The organism is Leifsonia xyli subsp. xyli str. CTCB07, from assembly GCF_000007665.1.
Taxonomy (GTDB): domain Bacteria; phylum Actinomycetota; class Actinomycetes; order Actinomycetales; family Microbacteriaceae; genus Leifsonia; species Leifsonia xyli_C.
The window spans coordinates 685,687-700,038 of sequence record NC_006087.1 but is presented as its reverse complement, the minus strand read 5'-3'; the positions used below and the strand labels follow the sequence as shown (position 1 = coordinate 700,038).

The 14,352-nt window shown below is 69.4% G+C and carries 12 protein-coding genes and 1 pseudogene; 3 read left to right on the top strand and 10 right to left on the bottom strand.

From position 1 onward, the window contains the following. Window positions 1-4: 4 nt before the first annotated feature. From LXX_RS03410 to LXX_RS03400, 3 genes are read right to left on the bottom strand one after another with little or no spacing between them, the layout of a single operon-like run. Complete coding sequence (locus LXX_RS03410; protein ID WP_011185629.1) at window positions 5-511, bottom strand: hypothetical protein; 507 nt, start codon at window positions 509-511, stop codon at window positions 5-7. Continuing rightward, window positions 508-1,776 carry an MraY family glycosyltransferase gene (locus LXX_RS03405; protein ID WP_011185628.1) on the bottom strand — a complete coding sequence of 423 codons (1,269 nt, stop codon included), beginning with the start codon at window positions 1,774-1,776 and terminating at the stop codon, window positions 508-510. The genes LXX_RS03410 and LXX_RS03405 overlap by 4 nt, the downstream gene beginning before the upstream one ends. Before the next feature lie 4 nt (window positions 1,777-1,780). Beyond that, window positions 1,781-2,479, bottom strand: a complete 699-nt coding sequence (locus LXX_RS03400) for an L-threonylcarbamoyladenylate synthase (RefSeq protein ID WP_011185627.1) — start codon at window positions 2,477-2,479, stop codon at window positions 1,781-1,783. Window positions 2,480-2,557: 78 nt separating this feature from the next. Between LXX_RS03400 and LXX_RS03395 the strand changes: the two genes are divergently transcribed. After that, on the top strand, window positions 2,558-3,190 hold the full coding sequence (locus LXX_RS03395; protein WP_011185626.1) for an HAD-IA family hydrolase: 633 nt from the start codon (window positions 2,558-2,560) through the stop codon (window positions 3,188-3,190). A gap of 18 nt (window positions 3,191-3,208) precedes the next feature. Here the strand turns inward: LXX_RS03395 and prmC are convergent, their stop codons facing one another. Then, window positions 3,209-4,087, bottom strand: a complete 879-nt coding sequence (gene prmC / locus LXX_RS03390; protein ID WP_011185625.1) for a peptide chain release factor N(5)-glutamine methyltransferase — start codon at window positions 4,085-4,087, stop codon at window positions 3,209-3,211. Window positions 4,088-4,150: 63 nt separating this feature from the next. Here prmC and cysK point away from each other — a divergent pair. Beyond that, window positions 4,151-5,031, top strand: a pseudogene (gene cysK, locus LXX_RS03385) (cysteine synthase A). Between the two features lie 3 nt (window positions 5,032-5,034). Beyond that, window positions 5,035-5,604, top strand: coding sequence for a serine O-acetyltransferase EpsC (epsC, locus tag LXX_RS03380; RefSeq protein ID WP_041767227.1), 570 nt, complete (start codon window positions 5,035-5,037; stop codon window positions 5,602-5,604). A 166-nt stretch (window positions 5,605-5,770) separates the two neighbouring features. Here epsC and prfA read toward each other — a convergent pair whose 3' ends face one another. The 6 genes from prfA to lysA all read right to left on the bottom strand — a co-directional run bounded on the left by prfA (window position 5,771) and on the right by lysA (window position 14,133). After that, window positions 5,771-6,847, bottom strand: coding sequence for a peptide chain release factor 1 (prfA, locus tag LXX_RS03375; RefSeq protein ID WP_011185623.1), 1,077 nt, complete (start codon window positions 6,845-6,847; stop codon window positions 5,771-5,773). 86 nt (window positions 6,848-6,933) lie between these two features. Beyond that, on the bottom strand, window positions 6,934-9,072 hold the full coding sequence (gene rho, locus LXX_RS03370; protein ID WP_011185622.1) for a transcription termination factor Rho: 2,139 nt from the start codon (window positions 9,070-9,072) through the stop codon (window positions 6,934-6,936). Between the two features lie 208 nt (window positions 9,073-9,280). Beyond that, window positions 9,281-10,252, bottom strand: coding sequence for a homoserine kinase (thrB, locus tag LXX_RS03365; RefSeq protein ID WP_011185621.1), 972 nt, complete (start codon window positions 10,250-10,252; stop codon window positions 9,281-9,283). Continuing rightward, on the bottom strand, window positions 10,252-11,412 hold the full coding sequence (gene thrC, locus LXX_RS03360) for a threonine synthase (protein ID WP_081423072.1): 1,161 nt from the start codon (window positions 11,410-11,412) through the stop codon (window positions 10,252-10,254). Before thrC ends, thrB begins: the two co-directional genes overlap by 1 nt. Next, a complete protein-coding gene (locus LXX_RS03355; RefSeq protein WP_011185619.1) occupies window positions 11,366-12,721 on the bottom strand; it encodes a homoserine dehydrogenase in 1,356 nt (451 codons plus the stop codon). The genes thrC and LXX_RS03355 overlap by 47 nt, the downstream gene beginning before the upstream one ends. Continuing rightward, window positions 12,718-14,133 (bottom strand): diaminopimelate decarboxylase, encoded by a 1,416-nt coding sequence (gene lysA, locus LXX_RS03350; RefSeq protein ID WP_011185618.1) that lies wholly within the window; start codon window positions 14,131-14,133, stop codon window positions 12,718-12,720. The genes LXX_RS03355 and lysA overlap by 4 nt, the downstream gene beginning before the upstream one ends. Between the last annotated feature and the right edge of the window lie 219 nt (window positions 14,134-14,352).

Sequence of the window (14,352 nt, the reverse complement as noted above, 5' to 3'; positions counted from 1 at the left end):
CGCGTCAGCGCTTCTCGCCGGGGAGCAGGGCGTCGCTGACGTAGGGGATGCGCGAGCGGGCGACCACCACGACGTCGATCACGAGCGAGCCGATCACCCCCGCGATGAGGCTGAGGAAGAGGACCACGGGGTCGATCCACGGCTGGTCGCGCAGCACGATCGCGAGCACGAGGAACAGCACGAACTTGACGATCCAGCCCCCCAGAACGATGCCGAAGAACAGACCGACGAAGAGGTCGGAGGCGATGAAGCGGTTGGCGATCAGGATGCTGAGCGCGGTGACGCTGAGGAACACCGCCGCCATCGTCGTGCCGATCAACGCACTCGTCACCCCGATCCATCCGGCGCCGATGCCGCCGAGCACCATCCCGAGCACCGCGATGATGGCGGCGAGCACCAACCCGTAGCGGAGGATGGTGCGCAGGACGGGGGTCGACGTGGGCTGGGCGGGTGGCTGGTCCAGCCGGGGGGCCAGCTCCGGAACAGCTGCTCCGGCCTGGTGGTCGGTCATCGATTCTCCTCGGGCGGTGTCGAGAGGTCGGGGGACGCTGCGGGTGGGACCGTGGCCGGCTCCCTCGGCTCGCTCGCGGCATCCAACTGGTCGAAGCGAGCCGTCTCCTCGGCTTCTTTGCTCCCGGCCGGAGCGAGTTCGGCGACGGCCTCATCGGCCTTCCGCCGGCTGAGCGGCGCGAGCGTGAACGCGGTGCAGACAACCAGCCCGATAGCGACGAAGACGACCGCCATCCAGTACGGGTCGAAGAAGAACAGCAGACACCCGATCGAGAGCACGGCCGTCCACGCGTAGAAGATCAGGACCGCGTGCAGGTGCTTGTGCCCCATGTCGAGGAGCCGGTGGTGGAGGTGCTTGCGGTCGGCGCTGAAAGGCGACTTCCCCGCGCGCAGCCGCCGGATGACGGCGAGACCGAAGTCGAGCAGCGGGATGACCAGCACGGCGAACGGCAGGATGATCGGGATGAACGCGGGAACCAGCGAAGACTTCCCGAGCGTCTGCAGATCCTGCGGATTGATGGTTCCCGTCACCGAGATCGCTGAGGTCGCCATGAGCAAACCGATCAGGAGTGCCCCGGCGTCGCCCATGAACATCTTGGCAGGGTGCCAGTTGAGCGGCAGGAAGCCCACGCAGGCTCCGACCAGGATGGCCGCGATCACCCCGGCGAGGCTGAAGTAGTTCTGCGGGCTGATCTCACGCTGCAAGAGGTAGGTGTAGACGAGGAACGTGCCGTTGGCGATGAGCGCGACGCCCGCGACGAGACCGTCCAGCCCATCGATGAAGTTGATCGCGTTCATCACGAGCACGATCGCGAAGAGCGTGATGACGATGCTCATCAGAGGCGAGCCGACCGTGAGCCCGCCGATGGGCAGCGAGTAGATCTGCACGCCCAGCCAGGCGATGAGGCCGGCGGCCACGAGCTGGCCGGCGAGTTTGGTCGTCCAGTCCAGGTCCCAGAGGTCGTCGGCGACCCCGATCACCACGATGAGGAGCGCAGCGCCCAGGATCGCGAGGATCGGACCCGAGTCCGAGAAGATCAGCGTCAGAACGCCGAACCGGCTGGAAAGCAGCCAGGCGACGCCGAACGCGAACAGAATGCCGAGGAAGATGGCGGCGCCGCCCAGCCGGGGCGTCGGCCGCGAGTGGACATCGCGCGCGCGGATCTTCGGGTAGAGCCGGTAGCGCATCGCGAGCTTGTAGACGACGAAGGACATCCCGAACGTGATCACGGCCGAGATGAGGGCGAGGGCGATGAGCAGGATCACGGGATCAGGTGTCCGTCGGCTCCCCGGCGAGCGCATCGCCCGCAACCGCGCGCAGCCGCTCGGCGGTGACGACGCCGTGACGCAGGATGCGAAGCCCGCCGGAACCGGAGGCGAGCGCCGTCGCGTCCAGGATGGTCGAGGAGGAGTCTCTGCCTTCCACGCGATCGTAGGCACTGCCGGCTTCTCCCCCGTCGAGGTACACCGCGACGGCGTCGCCGAGCATCCCCTCCGCCTCCACGGCGGTGCGGGCGGCAGGACGGCCGCTGAGATTGGCCGAAGAGACCGCGAGCGGACCGGTCTCCGCGAGGAGTTCCAGCGCGATGCGGTCCTGCGGCATCCGGAGCGCGACCGTGCCGCTGGTCTCCCCCAAGCCCCAGACGAGCAAGGGCGCGGCGGGCAGCACGATGGTGAGGCCACCCGGCCAGAACGCCTCGACCAGCGCCTCCACCTCCGCCGGGACGCGCTCGGCGAGGGCGGCGAGGGCGGCGAGGCCAGGGACCAGCACCGGGGGCGGCGACTGGCGGCCGCGGCCCTTCGCGTCGAGCAGCCGTTGCACCGCGGCAGGGCTGAATGCGTCGGCTGCGACACCATAGACAGTGTCAGTGGGGATGACAACGAGTTCGCCGCGCCCGATCGCCCCGCGGGCCAGACGCATGCCGGTGAGGAGATCGGATTCGACAGAGCAGTCGTAGATGGTTGCCATGACGGGACAATGATAGCCGCGAGAACCATAAGGCTCCCTTATCTGCGCCCTCTCCCGCGCTAATCGATACTGGTGACAATGGACGTCTACTTCTTCGACTGCGATAAGACTCTCTACGGCTACGACTTCCGCAAGCGCCTGCCGCGACTGGCCGAACTGTGCGGCGTGAGCCAGTACCGGCTCGCCTCGACGTGGTGGGCGGGCGGGCACGAAAGCGCGGCGGAGAGCGGCGAGTACGCGACGAGCGAGGAATACCTGGACGCGTTCGCGGAGGTGACCGGCGCGCGGCTGTCGCTGACGCAGTGGCAGGAAGCGCGGAAAGCGGCGATGACGCCCATCCCGGGCGCGATCGCCGCGCTGAAGGAGGCGGCGGCGCTCGGGACGGTGTCGCTGCTGTCGAACAACCCCATCCCCTTCAAGGATTCGCTGCCGGTGCTGATGCCGGAGGCGGCCGGAACGCTGGGCGACAACGATCTCATCTCCGCGGTTCTCGGATCGCGGAAGCCGGAGCGGCGGGCCTACACCCGCGCACTCGGCCGGTTCGGCATCCGAGCGGAGGACGCCATCCTATTCGACGGCTCCCCCGCCAATGTCGAGGGAGCCCGGGAGGCGGGAATGCATGCCCACCGCGCCGTGACGCGAGAGGACGGCTCGTTCGAAAGCGGCGGACTGCTCGCGGCGATGTACGCCTTCGCGGAGCGGGAGAGGTGAGCCAGACGCCGCGCTGACCTACGCGCGCGTCGCCGTCGTCGCGCGGTCGCGCGCCGTCAGATCCCGGTGAGTCGCCGCCGCACGCCAGCCGTCGGCGGTGAGAAGGTCGCGGACGGCGGCGCCCTGCCGTTCGCCGTGTTCGAGCACCAGCGCTCCGCCGGAGCGGAGGAGACGCCACGCCACCCGGGAGATCGTGCGCACAACGTCCAGACCGTCCTCCCCACCGTAGAGCGCGACGTGCGGGTCGAAGAGGCGCACCTCCGGGTCGCGCGGCACCGCGGCGTCCGGGACGTAGGGCGGGTTGGAGATCACGACATCCACTGCGCCGTCGAGGTCGGGAAGCGCGTCGGCGAGGTCGGCGAACACGGCCCGGACATTGGGCGCGCCCGCAGCGTCGATGTTGCGGCGGGACCAGACGAACGCCTCCGGCGAATTCTCCACGGCGAAGACACGCGCGTGCGGTACCTCGGTCGCCAGAGCGAGGGCGATCGCGCCGCTGCCGGTGCCGAGATCGGCCACGATCGGCTCGGGCGACGGCACGGCGCGCAGAGCGTCGATGGCGAATTGGGCCACCTGCTCCGTCTCCGGGCGGGGCACGAAGACGCCGGGGCCGACGGCGAGCTCCAGCGAGCGGAAGGGCGCGCGCCCGGTGATGTGCTGAACAGGCTCGCGGGCGGCGCGGCGCTGAGCCAGGTCGCGCAGACGCGCGGCGTCGACCGGGCCGAGGGTCGCCTCCAGCACCGTCAGGGCCTGGACACGGCCCCGGCTCACGCCGAGGACGTGCCCGATGAGCAGTTCCGCGTCCACATCCGGGTCCGGGACGCCGGCCCGCGCGAGCAGGGCGGCCATCTCCTCGCGGAGGGAGCGGACCGTGGCGGCGGGGAGTTCGTCTGACATGGCCCATCGAGCCTATCTGTCACAGTCGGACACAGAACAGAAACGGCGGATTAGAGTGAACGTATGCCAGCGAACATTCACGAGAACATCGCGGAAGCCGTCGGCCGCACCCCGCTCGTCAAGCTCAACCGGATCGCAGCCGGAGCCGGCGCGACCGTGCTGGCGAAACTCGAGTTCTACAACCCCGCCGGGAGCGCCCCGGCGGCACGATCGTCGAGGGCACGAGCGGCAACACCGGCATCGCACTCGCGATGGTCGCCGCCGCCCGCGGCTACAAGATCATCCTGACGATGCCGGAGACCATGAGCAAGGAGCGCCGCGTGCTGCTGCGCGCTTTCGGAGCCGAGATCGTCCTCACGCCCGGGCCGGAGGGGATGCGCGGCGCGGTCGAGAAAGCCAAGGAGATCGTCGCGACGACCGACAACGCGATCTGGGCGAAGCAGTTCGCCAACGAAGCCAACCCGGCCATCCACCGCGCCAGCACCGCCGAGGAGATCTGGGCCGACACCGACGGCGGCGTCGACATCTTCGTCGCGGGCGTCGGCACCGGCGGCACCATCACCGGCGTGGGGCAGGTGCTCAAAGAGCGCAAGCCCGGGGTGCAGGTGGTCGCCGTCGAACCAGTAGACTCCCCCATCCTGAACGGCGGCCAGCCCGGCCCGCACAAGATCCAGGGCATCGGCGCCAACTTCGTGCCGGAGATCCTCGACACCGCCGTCTACGACGAGGTCGTGGACGTGGCGTTCGACGACGCGATCGAGACCGCCAAGAAACTCGCCAGCGAAGAAGGCATCCTCGCCGGCATCTCCTCGGGGGCGATCGTGTGGGCCGCCCTGCAAATCGCCGCACGCCCCGAGAACGTGGGGAAGACCATCGTCGCGATCGTCTGCGACACCGGCGAGCGGTACATCTCCACGGCCCTCTGGGCGGACCTGCTGGACTGAGGCGTGCCAGTGTTCCGGGTGTGCGAAGACCTCGGCAACGCGCGCAAGCACGATCCCGCCGCACGCGGCCCCGTCGAGGTCGCGATTGTGTACTCCGGCCTCCACGCCGTCTGGGCGTACCGCGTAGCGCACCGGCTGTGGCGCGCCGGGCTCCGCACACCCGCGCGGATGCTCTCCCAGTTCGCGCGCTTCCTGACCGGCATCGAGATCCACCCCGGCGCCCGCATCGGCCGGCGCTTCTTCATCGACCACGGGATGGGCGTCGTGATCGGCGAGACCGCCTGGATCGGCGACGATGTGCTGCTCTACCACGGGGTCACCCTTGGCGGGCGCGGCAGCGAGCACGGCAAACGCCACCCGACCGTCCACGACGGAGTGGTCGTGGGAGCGGGTGCGAAAGTGCTGGGCGCGATCACGATCGGGGCGCGCACGGTCATCGGCGCGAACGCCGTCGTCGTTCACGACGCGCCGCCGGACTCGGTGCTGACCGGCGTGCCCGCCCGCCCGCGCCCGCACCTGGGCCGCGAGCAGATCGCGGGCGACGACTGGCTCGACCCGGCGCTCTACATCTGACGCCACGCGGGCGGTCGCCGAGGTGAAGCTTGCAACGGACGGGGACAGGCTCGATCTTGACTCCGGCTCCTCCTCCCTTGTCGTGTCTGAGCGGAATGAAGAACTCGCAAGTCTCACGATCGTCGTCTGGGGAGAGCGATCGCAAAGCGGCCGCCGAGCACAGAGGTCAGTCGGTGCTGAGGTTCGCGAGGCGGGTCTCTTCGTCGGCGAGGATGCAGGACTCGATCACCGGGCCGAGCGCGCCGTTCATGACGGCGTCGAGGTTGTAGGCCTTGTAGCCGGTGCGGTGGTCCGCGATGCGGTTCTCCGGGAAGTTGTAGGTGCGGATGCGCTCGGAGCGTTCCATCGTGCGGATCTGGCCCTTGCGGAACTCGGCTGCTTCCGCATCCGCCTCCTCCTGCTGTTTGGCGAGCAGGCGGGCGCGCAGCACGCGCATCGCGGCCTCGCGGTTCTGGAGCTGGCTCTTCTCGTTCTGCATCGAGACCACGATGCCGGTCGGGGCGTGCGTGATGCGCACCGCCGAGTCGGTGGTGTTGACCGACTGGCCGCCGGGGCCGGAGGACCGGAAGACGTCGATCTTGAGGTCGTTGGGGTTGATCTCGACCTCTTCGGGCTCGTCCACTTCGGGGAAGACGAGCACACCGGCGGCGGAGGTGTGGATGCGGCCCTGCGACTCGGTGGCCGGCACACGCTGCACGCGATGCACGCCGCCCTCGTACTTCAGGTGGGCCCAGACACCTTCGGCGGGGTCGCTGGAGCTGCCCTTGAACGCGACCTGGACATCCTTGATGCCGCCGAGGTCGCTGGAGGTCTGCTCGATGATCTCGGCCTTCCAGCGGCGCGAGTCGGCGTAGTGGAGGTACATGCTCAGCAGGTCGCCCGCGAAGAGCGCCGACTCGGCACCGCCCTCGCCCATCTTGATCTCCATGATCGCATCGCGGCTGTCGTTGGGGTCGCGCGGGATGAGCAGACGACGCAGCTTCTCCTCCGACTCCTCCAGCCCCTGCTCCAGGCCGGGAATCTCCGCGGCGAAGGCGTCGTCTTCGGCGGCGAGTTCGCGAGCGGCCTCCAGGTCGTCCGTGAGCTGCTTCCACTCGGTGTAGGCGGCGACGATGCGCGAGAGCTCGGCGTAGCGGCGGTTCACCTTCTTGGAGCGAACCGGGTCGCTGTGCAGTTCGGGGTCCGAGAGCTGCTGCTGGAGGTCGTCGTGCTCGGCGATCAGGCCGGTCACCGAATCGAACATAGGGGCTTCTTTCTGCGGGGGATGCGCGGGAACGAAAAAGTGCCCGCCCGGTGCGCGCGGGGCGCGACGGGCGGGCACCTCGTCCGCTAGCAGTGGTCGTTCTCGTGACCGTGCGAGTGGGCGGCGCCGTGGCCGGCTGCCGGCTGCGGCATCGACTTCTGCATCTGCATGAGGAACTCGACGTTGCTCGACGTCTCCTTGAGTCGTCCGAGCACCATCTCCAGAGCCTGCTGCTGGTCGAGGCCGGCGAGGGCGCGACGCAGCTTCCAGGTGATCTTGACCTCGTCCTGGCCCATCAGCATCTCTTCGCGGCGGGTGCCGGAGACGTTGACGTCCACAGCGGGGAAGATGCGCTTGTCGGCCAGCTGGCGCGACAGGCGGAGTTCCATATTGCCGGTGCCCTTGAACTCCTCGAAGATCACCTCGTCCATCTTGGAGCCGGTCTCCACCAGCGCCGAGGCGAGGATGGTGAGCGAGCCGCCGTGCTCGATGTTGCGCGCGGCGCCGAAGAAACGCTTCGGCGGGTAGAGCGCGGAGGCGTCGACACCGCCCGACAGGATGCGGCCGGAGGCCGGTGCCGTCAGGTTGTAAGCGCGCCCCAGGCGGGTGATCGAGTCGAGCAGCACGACCACGTCGTGACCCAACTCGACCAGGCGCTTCGCCCGCTCGATCGCGAGCTCCGCGACGGTGGTGTGGTCTTCGGCCAGACGGTCGAAGGTGGAAGCGATGACCTCGCCCTTGACCGTGCGCTGCATGTCGGTGACCTCTTCGGGACGCTCGTCCACCAAGACGATCATGAGGTGAACCTCGGGGTTGTTGGTGGTGATCGCGTTGGCGATCTGCTGCATCACGATGGTCTTGCCCGCCTTGGGCGGCGCAACGATCAGACCGCGCTGACCCTTGCCGATCGGGGCCACGAGGTCGATGATGCGCTGGGTGATCTTGGTGGGCTCGGTCTCCAGCCGCAGACGCTCCTGCGGGTAGAGCGGGGTCAGCTTGCCGAACTCGACACGCGCCGCGGCCTCCTCGACGGTCTGGCCGTTGATCGAGTCGACCTTCACCAGCGCGTTGTACTTCTGGCGGCTGTTGTTCTCGCCCTCGCGCGGCTGGCGGATCGCGCCGACCACGGCGTCGCCCTTGCGCAGGCTGTACTTCTTGACCTGGCCGAGCGAGACGTACACATCGCTCGCCCCCGGCAAATAGCCGGTGGTGCGCACGAAGGCGTAGTTGTCGAGCACGTCCAGGATGCCGGCGACCGGGACGAGGACGTCGTCCTCGTCGATCTCCGGCTCCAGCTCGTCCCCGGCGACACCGCTCCGGCGCTTGCGGTTGCGGTCGCGGTAGCGGCCCGAACGCTCGCCCTCGGCCTGCTGCTGACCGCTGCGGTTCTGCTGGCCCTGCTTCTCGCCCTGCTCGCCGCCCTGCTGAAGGTCCTTGGGCTGACTCTGGTGGTTCTGGTTCTGGTTCTGGTTCTGCGGGCCCTGGTTCTGGCCCTGCTCGCCGTTCTGACCACCGGCGCCCTTGTTGCGGTTGCGGCCGCGACGACGGCCGCCACTGGTCTGAGCGTCCTGCTGGTCGCCGGGCTGTCCGGCAGGCCGCGGGGCGTCCGCCTCGGCGCTGTCGGCGCCCGCGGTGGGGGCGGTCTGCGGGGAGTTCTGCTCCTGCTGACCGCTCTGGCCGAGCCCGCGCCGGCTTCCGTTCTGGCCCTGGCCGTCACGCTGGGCCTGTTCGCGCGAGGCGAGAGCCGAGTCGAGCAGCGCATCGACATCCGGGATCAGCGACTCGACGCCCGTCTCCCCTGTGTTGACGTGCGTGGCAGCGGTGATGCGGGTGCCGTCAGGGCTGGACGCGCGGCGCGAACCGCGGCGGCGTCCTCCGGTCTGCGGCAGCAGCGTCGCCGCGGCAGGCTCATCCTCGACGGGCGCGGCGATGAGCGGCTCGATGAGGACCTGAGAGGCCGCGCTCGCGGGTTCCTGCTGACCCGCAGCGGCGGGCGCAGGGGCGCCCTCCACCGCGGACCGCGCCGCGGCGATGGCCGCGACGAGTTCGCCCTTGCGAAGTTTGCTTGCGCCTTGGAGACCGAGCTGGGTGGCGAGAGCCTGGAGCTCCGCCACTTTGAGCGAGGTCAGGTCGCTGGTGTCCACGCCCCCGGCGTGGAGTTCGACATCAGTCACTGAAGAGGGTTCCTTTCCCCCGGCGCGCTCCATGCGCGCCGCTATGAGCATTCGTCACACGAGACTGCCTTCGACGCGCTGCGTTCTGATCCGCGCTACGTTGCGCTCTGGACATCCGGATGACACCGGACGTCCAAAAGCACAAGCAGGAGTGACTGCATGATTGCTAAGAGATCACCCGGAAGCTGCATATGCTCGTGATACGGGTCCTTCGCGGGTTCTCACACAGTTTATCACCTCAGCGGGGCCGCTTTCGACTCTAGACAGCCGTTGTGTCTCCCTCACCGCTGACTGCGTCCTCTGCGATCCGGGGCACCGTGGCCCCTTTGAAGTCGACCGCGAGCATGAGCGGCTGCCAGGCGGCGGCCCCCTGCGTCGCGACGAGCCTGGCGGCGGCGAGCCGCTGGCCCGGGTCACTGCACAGCACAAGGATGGACGGACCGGCCCCCGAGACCACGGCCGCGAAGCCGTTGGTGCGAAGCAAAGTGATCAGCCGGTCGGTCTCCGGCATGGCCGAGGCGCGGTAGCTCTGGTGGAGTTTGTCCTCGGTGGCCGCGTGCAGCAGCTCGGGGCTCTGGATGAGCGCCGCGACGAGCAGGGCCGAACGCGAGACGTTGAACACCGCGTCCTCGTGCGGGACGGAGGCCGGCTGAAGGCTGCGGGCGAGCGCGGTGGACATGACGCGCTCGGGGACCAGCACGAGGGGCGACACCCCGCGATGCACGATGAGCTTCTTGAATCGCGGCCCATCCGGGGTCACCCACGCGATCGTCAGCCCGCCGAACAGCGCCGGCGCGACGTTGTCAGGGTGCCCTTCCATATCGTTCGCGAGCGCGAGCAGGCCCTGCGCGTCGATGTCGGCCACACCCTGCAGAAGCCCTTTCGCCGCCATGATGCCGGAAACGATCGCGGCTCCGGACGACCCCATCCCCCGGCCGTGCGGGATGCTGTTGCGCGCCACCAGGCTCAGCCCCGGCAGCTCGACCCCGACGGACTCGAACGTGTGGGCGATCGCGCGGACGACCAGGTTCGTCTCGTCGGTGGGAACCTCGCCTTCGCCGATCCCCCGCACCACGACCGTCGCGCCCGGTTCCGGCCGGACGCTGACACGCAGTTCGTCGTACTGGGCGAGCGCCAGCCCGAGCGTGTCGAAACCAGGGCCGAGGTTCGCGCTCGTCGCGGGCACTTTGACGGCGACCGAGCGGCCGCTCAGATCGACCGTGCGCAGCATCACGCGCTCACTCCCGTGTTCGAGGTCAGGCCGAGCGTCTCGGCGACGGCAGCGGTGTCGACCGGGACGAAGGTGGGCTGAACCTCGGAGCCGTCCGCGGTGCGCAGCGCCCACTGCGGGTCTTTCAGGCCGTGACCGGTCACCGTGAGCACCACGGTCGCGCCGGCTGGGATGACGCCCGCCTCCGAGCGCTCCAGCAGACCGGCGACGCTGATCGCACTGGCCGGCTCCACGAAGACGCCGGCCTCCGCCGACAGGATGCGATGCGCCTCCAGAATCTTGGCATCGGCGATCGCGCCGAAGTAGCCCCCGCTGTCGTCGCGCGCGTTCAGCGCGAGCTCCCACGACGCCGGGTTTCCGATCCGGATGGCGGTGGCGATGGTATCCGGGTCCTTCACGGGATGGCCGAGCACGATCGGCGCGCTTCCTGCGGCCTGGAAGCCAAACATCCGGGGCAGCTTCGTGGCCTCGCCGCGCTGCAGCTCCTCGGTGTAACCGCGGTGGTGGGCGGTGTAGTTGCCGGCGTTGCCGATGGGGACGACGTGGAAGTCCGGCGCATCGCCGAGCGCTTCGACGATCTCGAACGCCGCTGTCTTCTGTCCTTCGATGCGGTCGGGGTTGACCGAGTTGACCAGATGAACCGGATAGCTAGCCGCAAGGTCGCGGGCGATGTCGAGGCAGTCGTCGAAAGTGCCCTGGACCTGAAGCAGCCGGCCGTTGTGGGCGATCGCCTGGCTGAGCTTGCCTTTCGCGATCTTGCCCTCCGGCACGAGGACGACGGCCTGAACGCCGGCGCGGGCCGCATACGCCGCGGCCGAGGCGGAGGTGTTGCCGGTCGAAGCGCAAATGACGGCCTTCGCGCCGTGCTCCACCGCCTTGGAGATCGCCATCGTCATGCCGCGGTCCTTGAAGGAGCCGGTGGGGTTCATCCCCTCGAACTTGACGTACACGGTCGCACCGGTGCGGGCCGAGAGGGCCGGAGCCGGGATGAGCGGGGTGCCGCCTTCGCCGAAGGTCACGATCGGCGTCGACGCGGAGACGCTCAGGCGGTCGGCGTACTCGTGGAGGACACCGCGCCACTGCCTGCTGTGCGGTTTCGGCGACGGGAGCAATTTAGTATCCTTCGACTCGGAGGACGGACGAGATGGCGAAGACGGCATCGCTGGCCGCGAGTGCCTCGACGGTGGCCGCCAGCGCGGCCTCCTCAGCCTCGTGCGTGCCGATCACCAGGGTAGCGGTGGGTGCCCCAGCGCCGTGAATCGGCGCCGTGCCCGGCAGGACGACGACGCCCGTGCCGGTGGGCGCCGACTGCCGCATCGTCTCGACGCTGACACCGCCATCGCTCAGGATACGCGTGACCGCCGCGAGCACGCCCGGCTGGTCGGGCACGTCCAACGTGATCTGGTAGCGGGTGATCACCCGGCCGATGTCGAGCACCGGGATGTCCGCGTGCGTCGACTCGGCGACGCCCGGCCCGCCCACGACGTGACGACGCGCGGCGGACACGACATCCCCCAGCACCGCAGAAGCCGTCTCGACACCGCCCGCGCCCGCGCCGTAGAACATGAGGTCGCCCGCCGCCGCCGCCTGCACGAACACCGCGTTGTGGGCGCCATGCACCGCGGCGAGCGGGTGGTCGCGGCCAATGAGGGCCGGGTGGACACGGGCGGAGACCCCTTCCTCGCCCGTCTCGGGGTCGATGAGCCGCTCGCAGATCGCGAGCAGCTTGATGACGGCTCCGGCCTCGCGAGCCGCATCCACTTGCTCCTTGGTCACACTCGTGATGCCCTCGCGGTACACGCGGTCGAGCGGCACAGTGGTGTGGAAAGCGAGGCTCGCGAGGATGGCGGCCTTCTGCGCGGCGTCATAGCCGCCGATGTCCGCGGTCGGGTCGGCCTCGGCGTAGCCGCGGGCGGTCGCCGTAGCGAGAGCGTCGGCCAGTGTCTCACCGGTGGTGTCCATCCGGTCGAGGATGAAGTTGGTCGTGCCGTTGACGATGCCCAGGATGCGGTTGACCCGGTCGCCCGCGAGGCTGTCGCGCAGCGGTCGGATGATCGGTATGGCCCCGGCCACGGCGGCCTCGTAGTAGAGCTGGGCTCCCACCTGCTCGGCGACCTCGAACAGCTCGGGGCCGTGCGTCGCCATCAGCGCCTTGTTCGCCGTGATCACGTCGGCGCCCGAAGTGAGCGCTTCGTGTACATACCCGCGGGCCGGCTCGATGCCGCCCATCAGCTCCACCACGATGTCAGCGCCCAGGATCAGCGCGCTCGCTTCCGTCGTGTACAGATCGCGCGGCAGGTCGGCATTGCGCTTGGCGTGGAGGTCGCGAACCGCGATGCCGACCAGCTCCAGCTTCGCGCCCACGCGCGCGGCGAACTCATCGCCCTGGTCCAGCAGCAGGCGCGCCACCTGCGAACCGACCGATCCGGCGCCCAGCAGGGCGACCCGGAGGTTGCGGTACTCGATCATCCGTTCGCTCCTTCGTATGCGGCGTCGCGCGCCAGCAGATCCTCGATCGACTCTCCCTTCACGATCACCCGCGCCTCGCCGTCGCGGACCGCGACCACCGCCGGGCGTCCGAGATAGTTGTAGTTGCTCGCGAGCGTCCAGCAGTAGGCGCCGGTCGCCGGAACGGCGAGCAGGTCGCCCGGGGCGGTGTCGGCGGGCAGATACTCCGCATGCACCACGATGTCGCCGCTCTCGCAGTGCTTGCCGGCGACCCGCACGAGGACCGGCGGCGCAGCGGACACGCGGCCGGCGATCCTCGCGGAATAGTCGGCCTCGTACAGCGCGGGCCGGGCGTTGTCGCTCATCCCACCGTCCACGCTGACGTAGCGGCGCACCGCCGTCTCACCGCCGTCCTGGGCGGCGGCAAGCACCTCTTTGGTCGTCCCGACCGTGTAAAGGGTCAGCCCCGCGCGCCCGATGATCGAGCGTCCCGGCTCGAACGCGACGACCGGCAGCGGGATGCCGAGACGGGTACAGCTGGCCGCGACCGTCTCCGCGATCCGGTGCGCCAGCTCCGCGATAGGCGCCGGGTCGTCCGCGGCCGTGTAGGCGATCCCGAAGCCGCCGCCGAGGTTCAGCTCGGGGACGTCGCCACCCGCGAGCAGCTCGCGATGCACCGCCAGCAGGCGGGAGGCCGACTCGGCGAAACCGTCAGCGCCGAAGATCTGCGAACCGATGTGGCCGTGCAGCCCGAGGAAGGCGAGGCTCCCGTGCTCGCGGATGCGCGCGACAGCGGCCGCGGCGTCCGGGAGCGCGATGCCGAATTTCTGGTCGTCGTGTGCGGTCGCGAGAAAGGCGTGCGTGTGCGCGTGTACCCCGCTGTTGACCCGCAGCCGGACCGGTTGCACAACACCGTGCCGGGAGGCGGCGGCCGCGACCCGGTCGATCTCCTGCACGCTGTCGATGACGATCGCGCCGACGCCGGCGGAGACCGCCGCCTCGATCTCGGCCTCCGACTTGTTGTTGCCGTGGAACCCGAGCCGGTCGGCTGCGACGCCCGCCGCCAGCGCCACCGCTAGCTCGCCGCCCGAGCAGACGTCGATATTGAGCCCGGCCCCGGCCATCCACCGCGCGACCTCGATCGAAAGGAACGCTTTGCCGGCGTAGTACACCTTCGCGGCCGTGCCGACCCCGGCGAACGCCTCCTGGAAGGCTGCGCGGACGTCGGCCGCCCGCTCACGCACTTCGGCCTCGTCCACCACATAGAGCGGGGTGCCGAACCGCTCGGCGAGCGCGGTGACCGGGACGCCACCGACGGACAGCACGCCATCGCCCGCCTCTCGGACGACGGTGCGCGACCACAGACCGGGGACCAGCGCGTTCGGGTCCTCCGGAACTTTCAGCCAGGATGGCGCGAGCGGGTTGGGTGCCATAGGGGTTACCTCACGAGAACGACGAGTGGGGGCCTCCCTGGCGAGCGGACCCGGGTTGGCCTCTGAAGCCGATGAAAGTTGTCGAAACAGTCTATCGAGGCGGACGCCGCCCTCCCTCCGTGTTACGACAGCGGCTCTAGGAAGTTGTCATAGCTGTCAATCGACGGCGCGGCGCCGATCTCCGGAGAGGCGTTCGCCAGAGCGAATCGACGGAGAGCT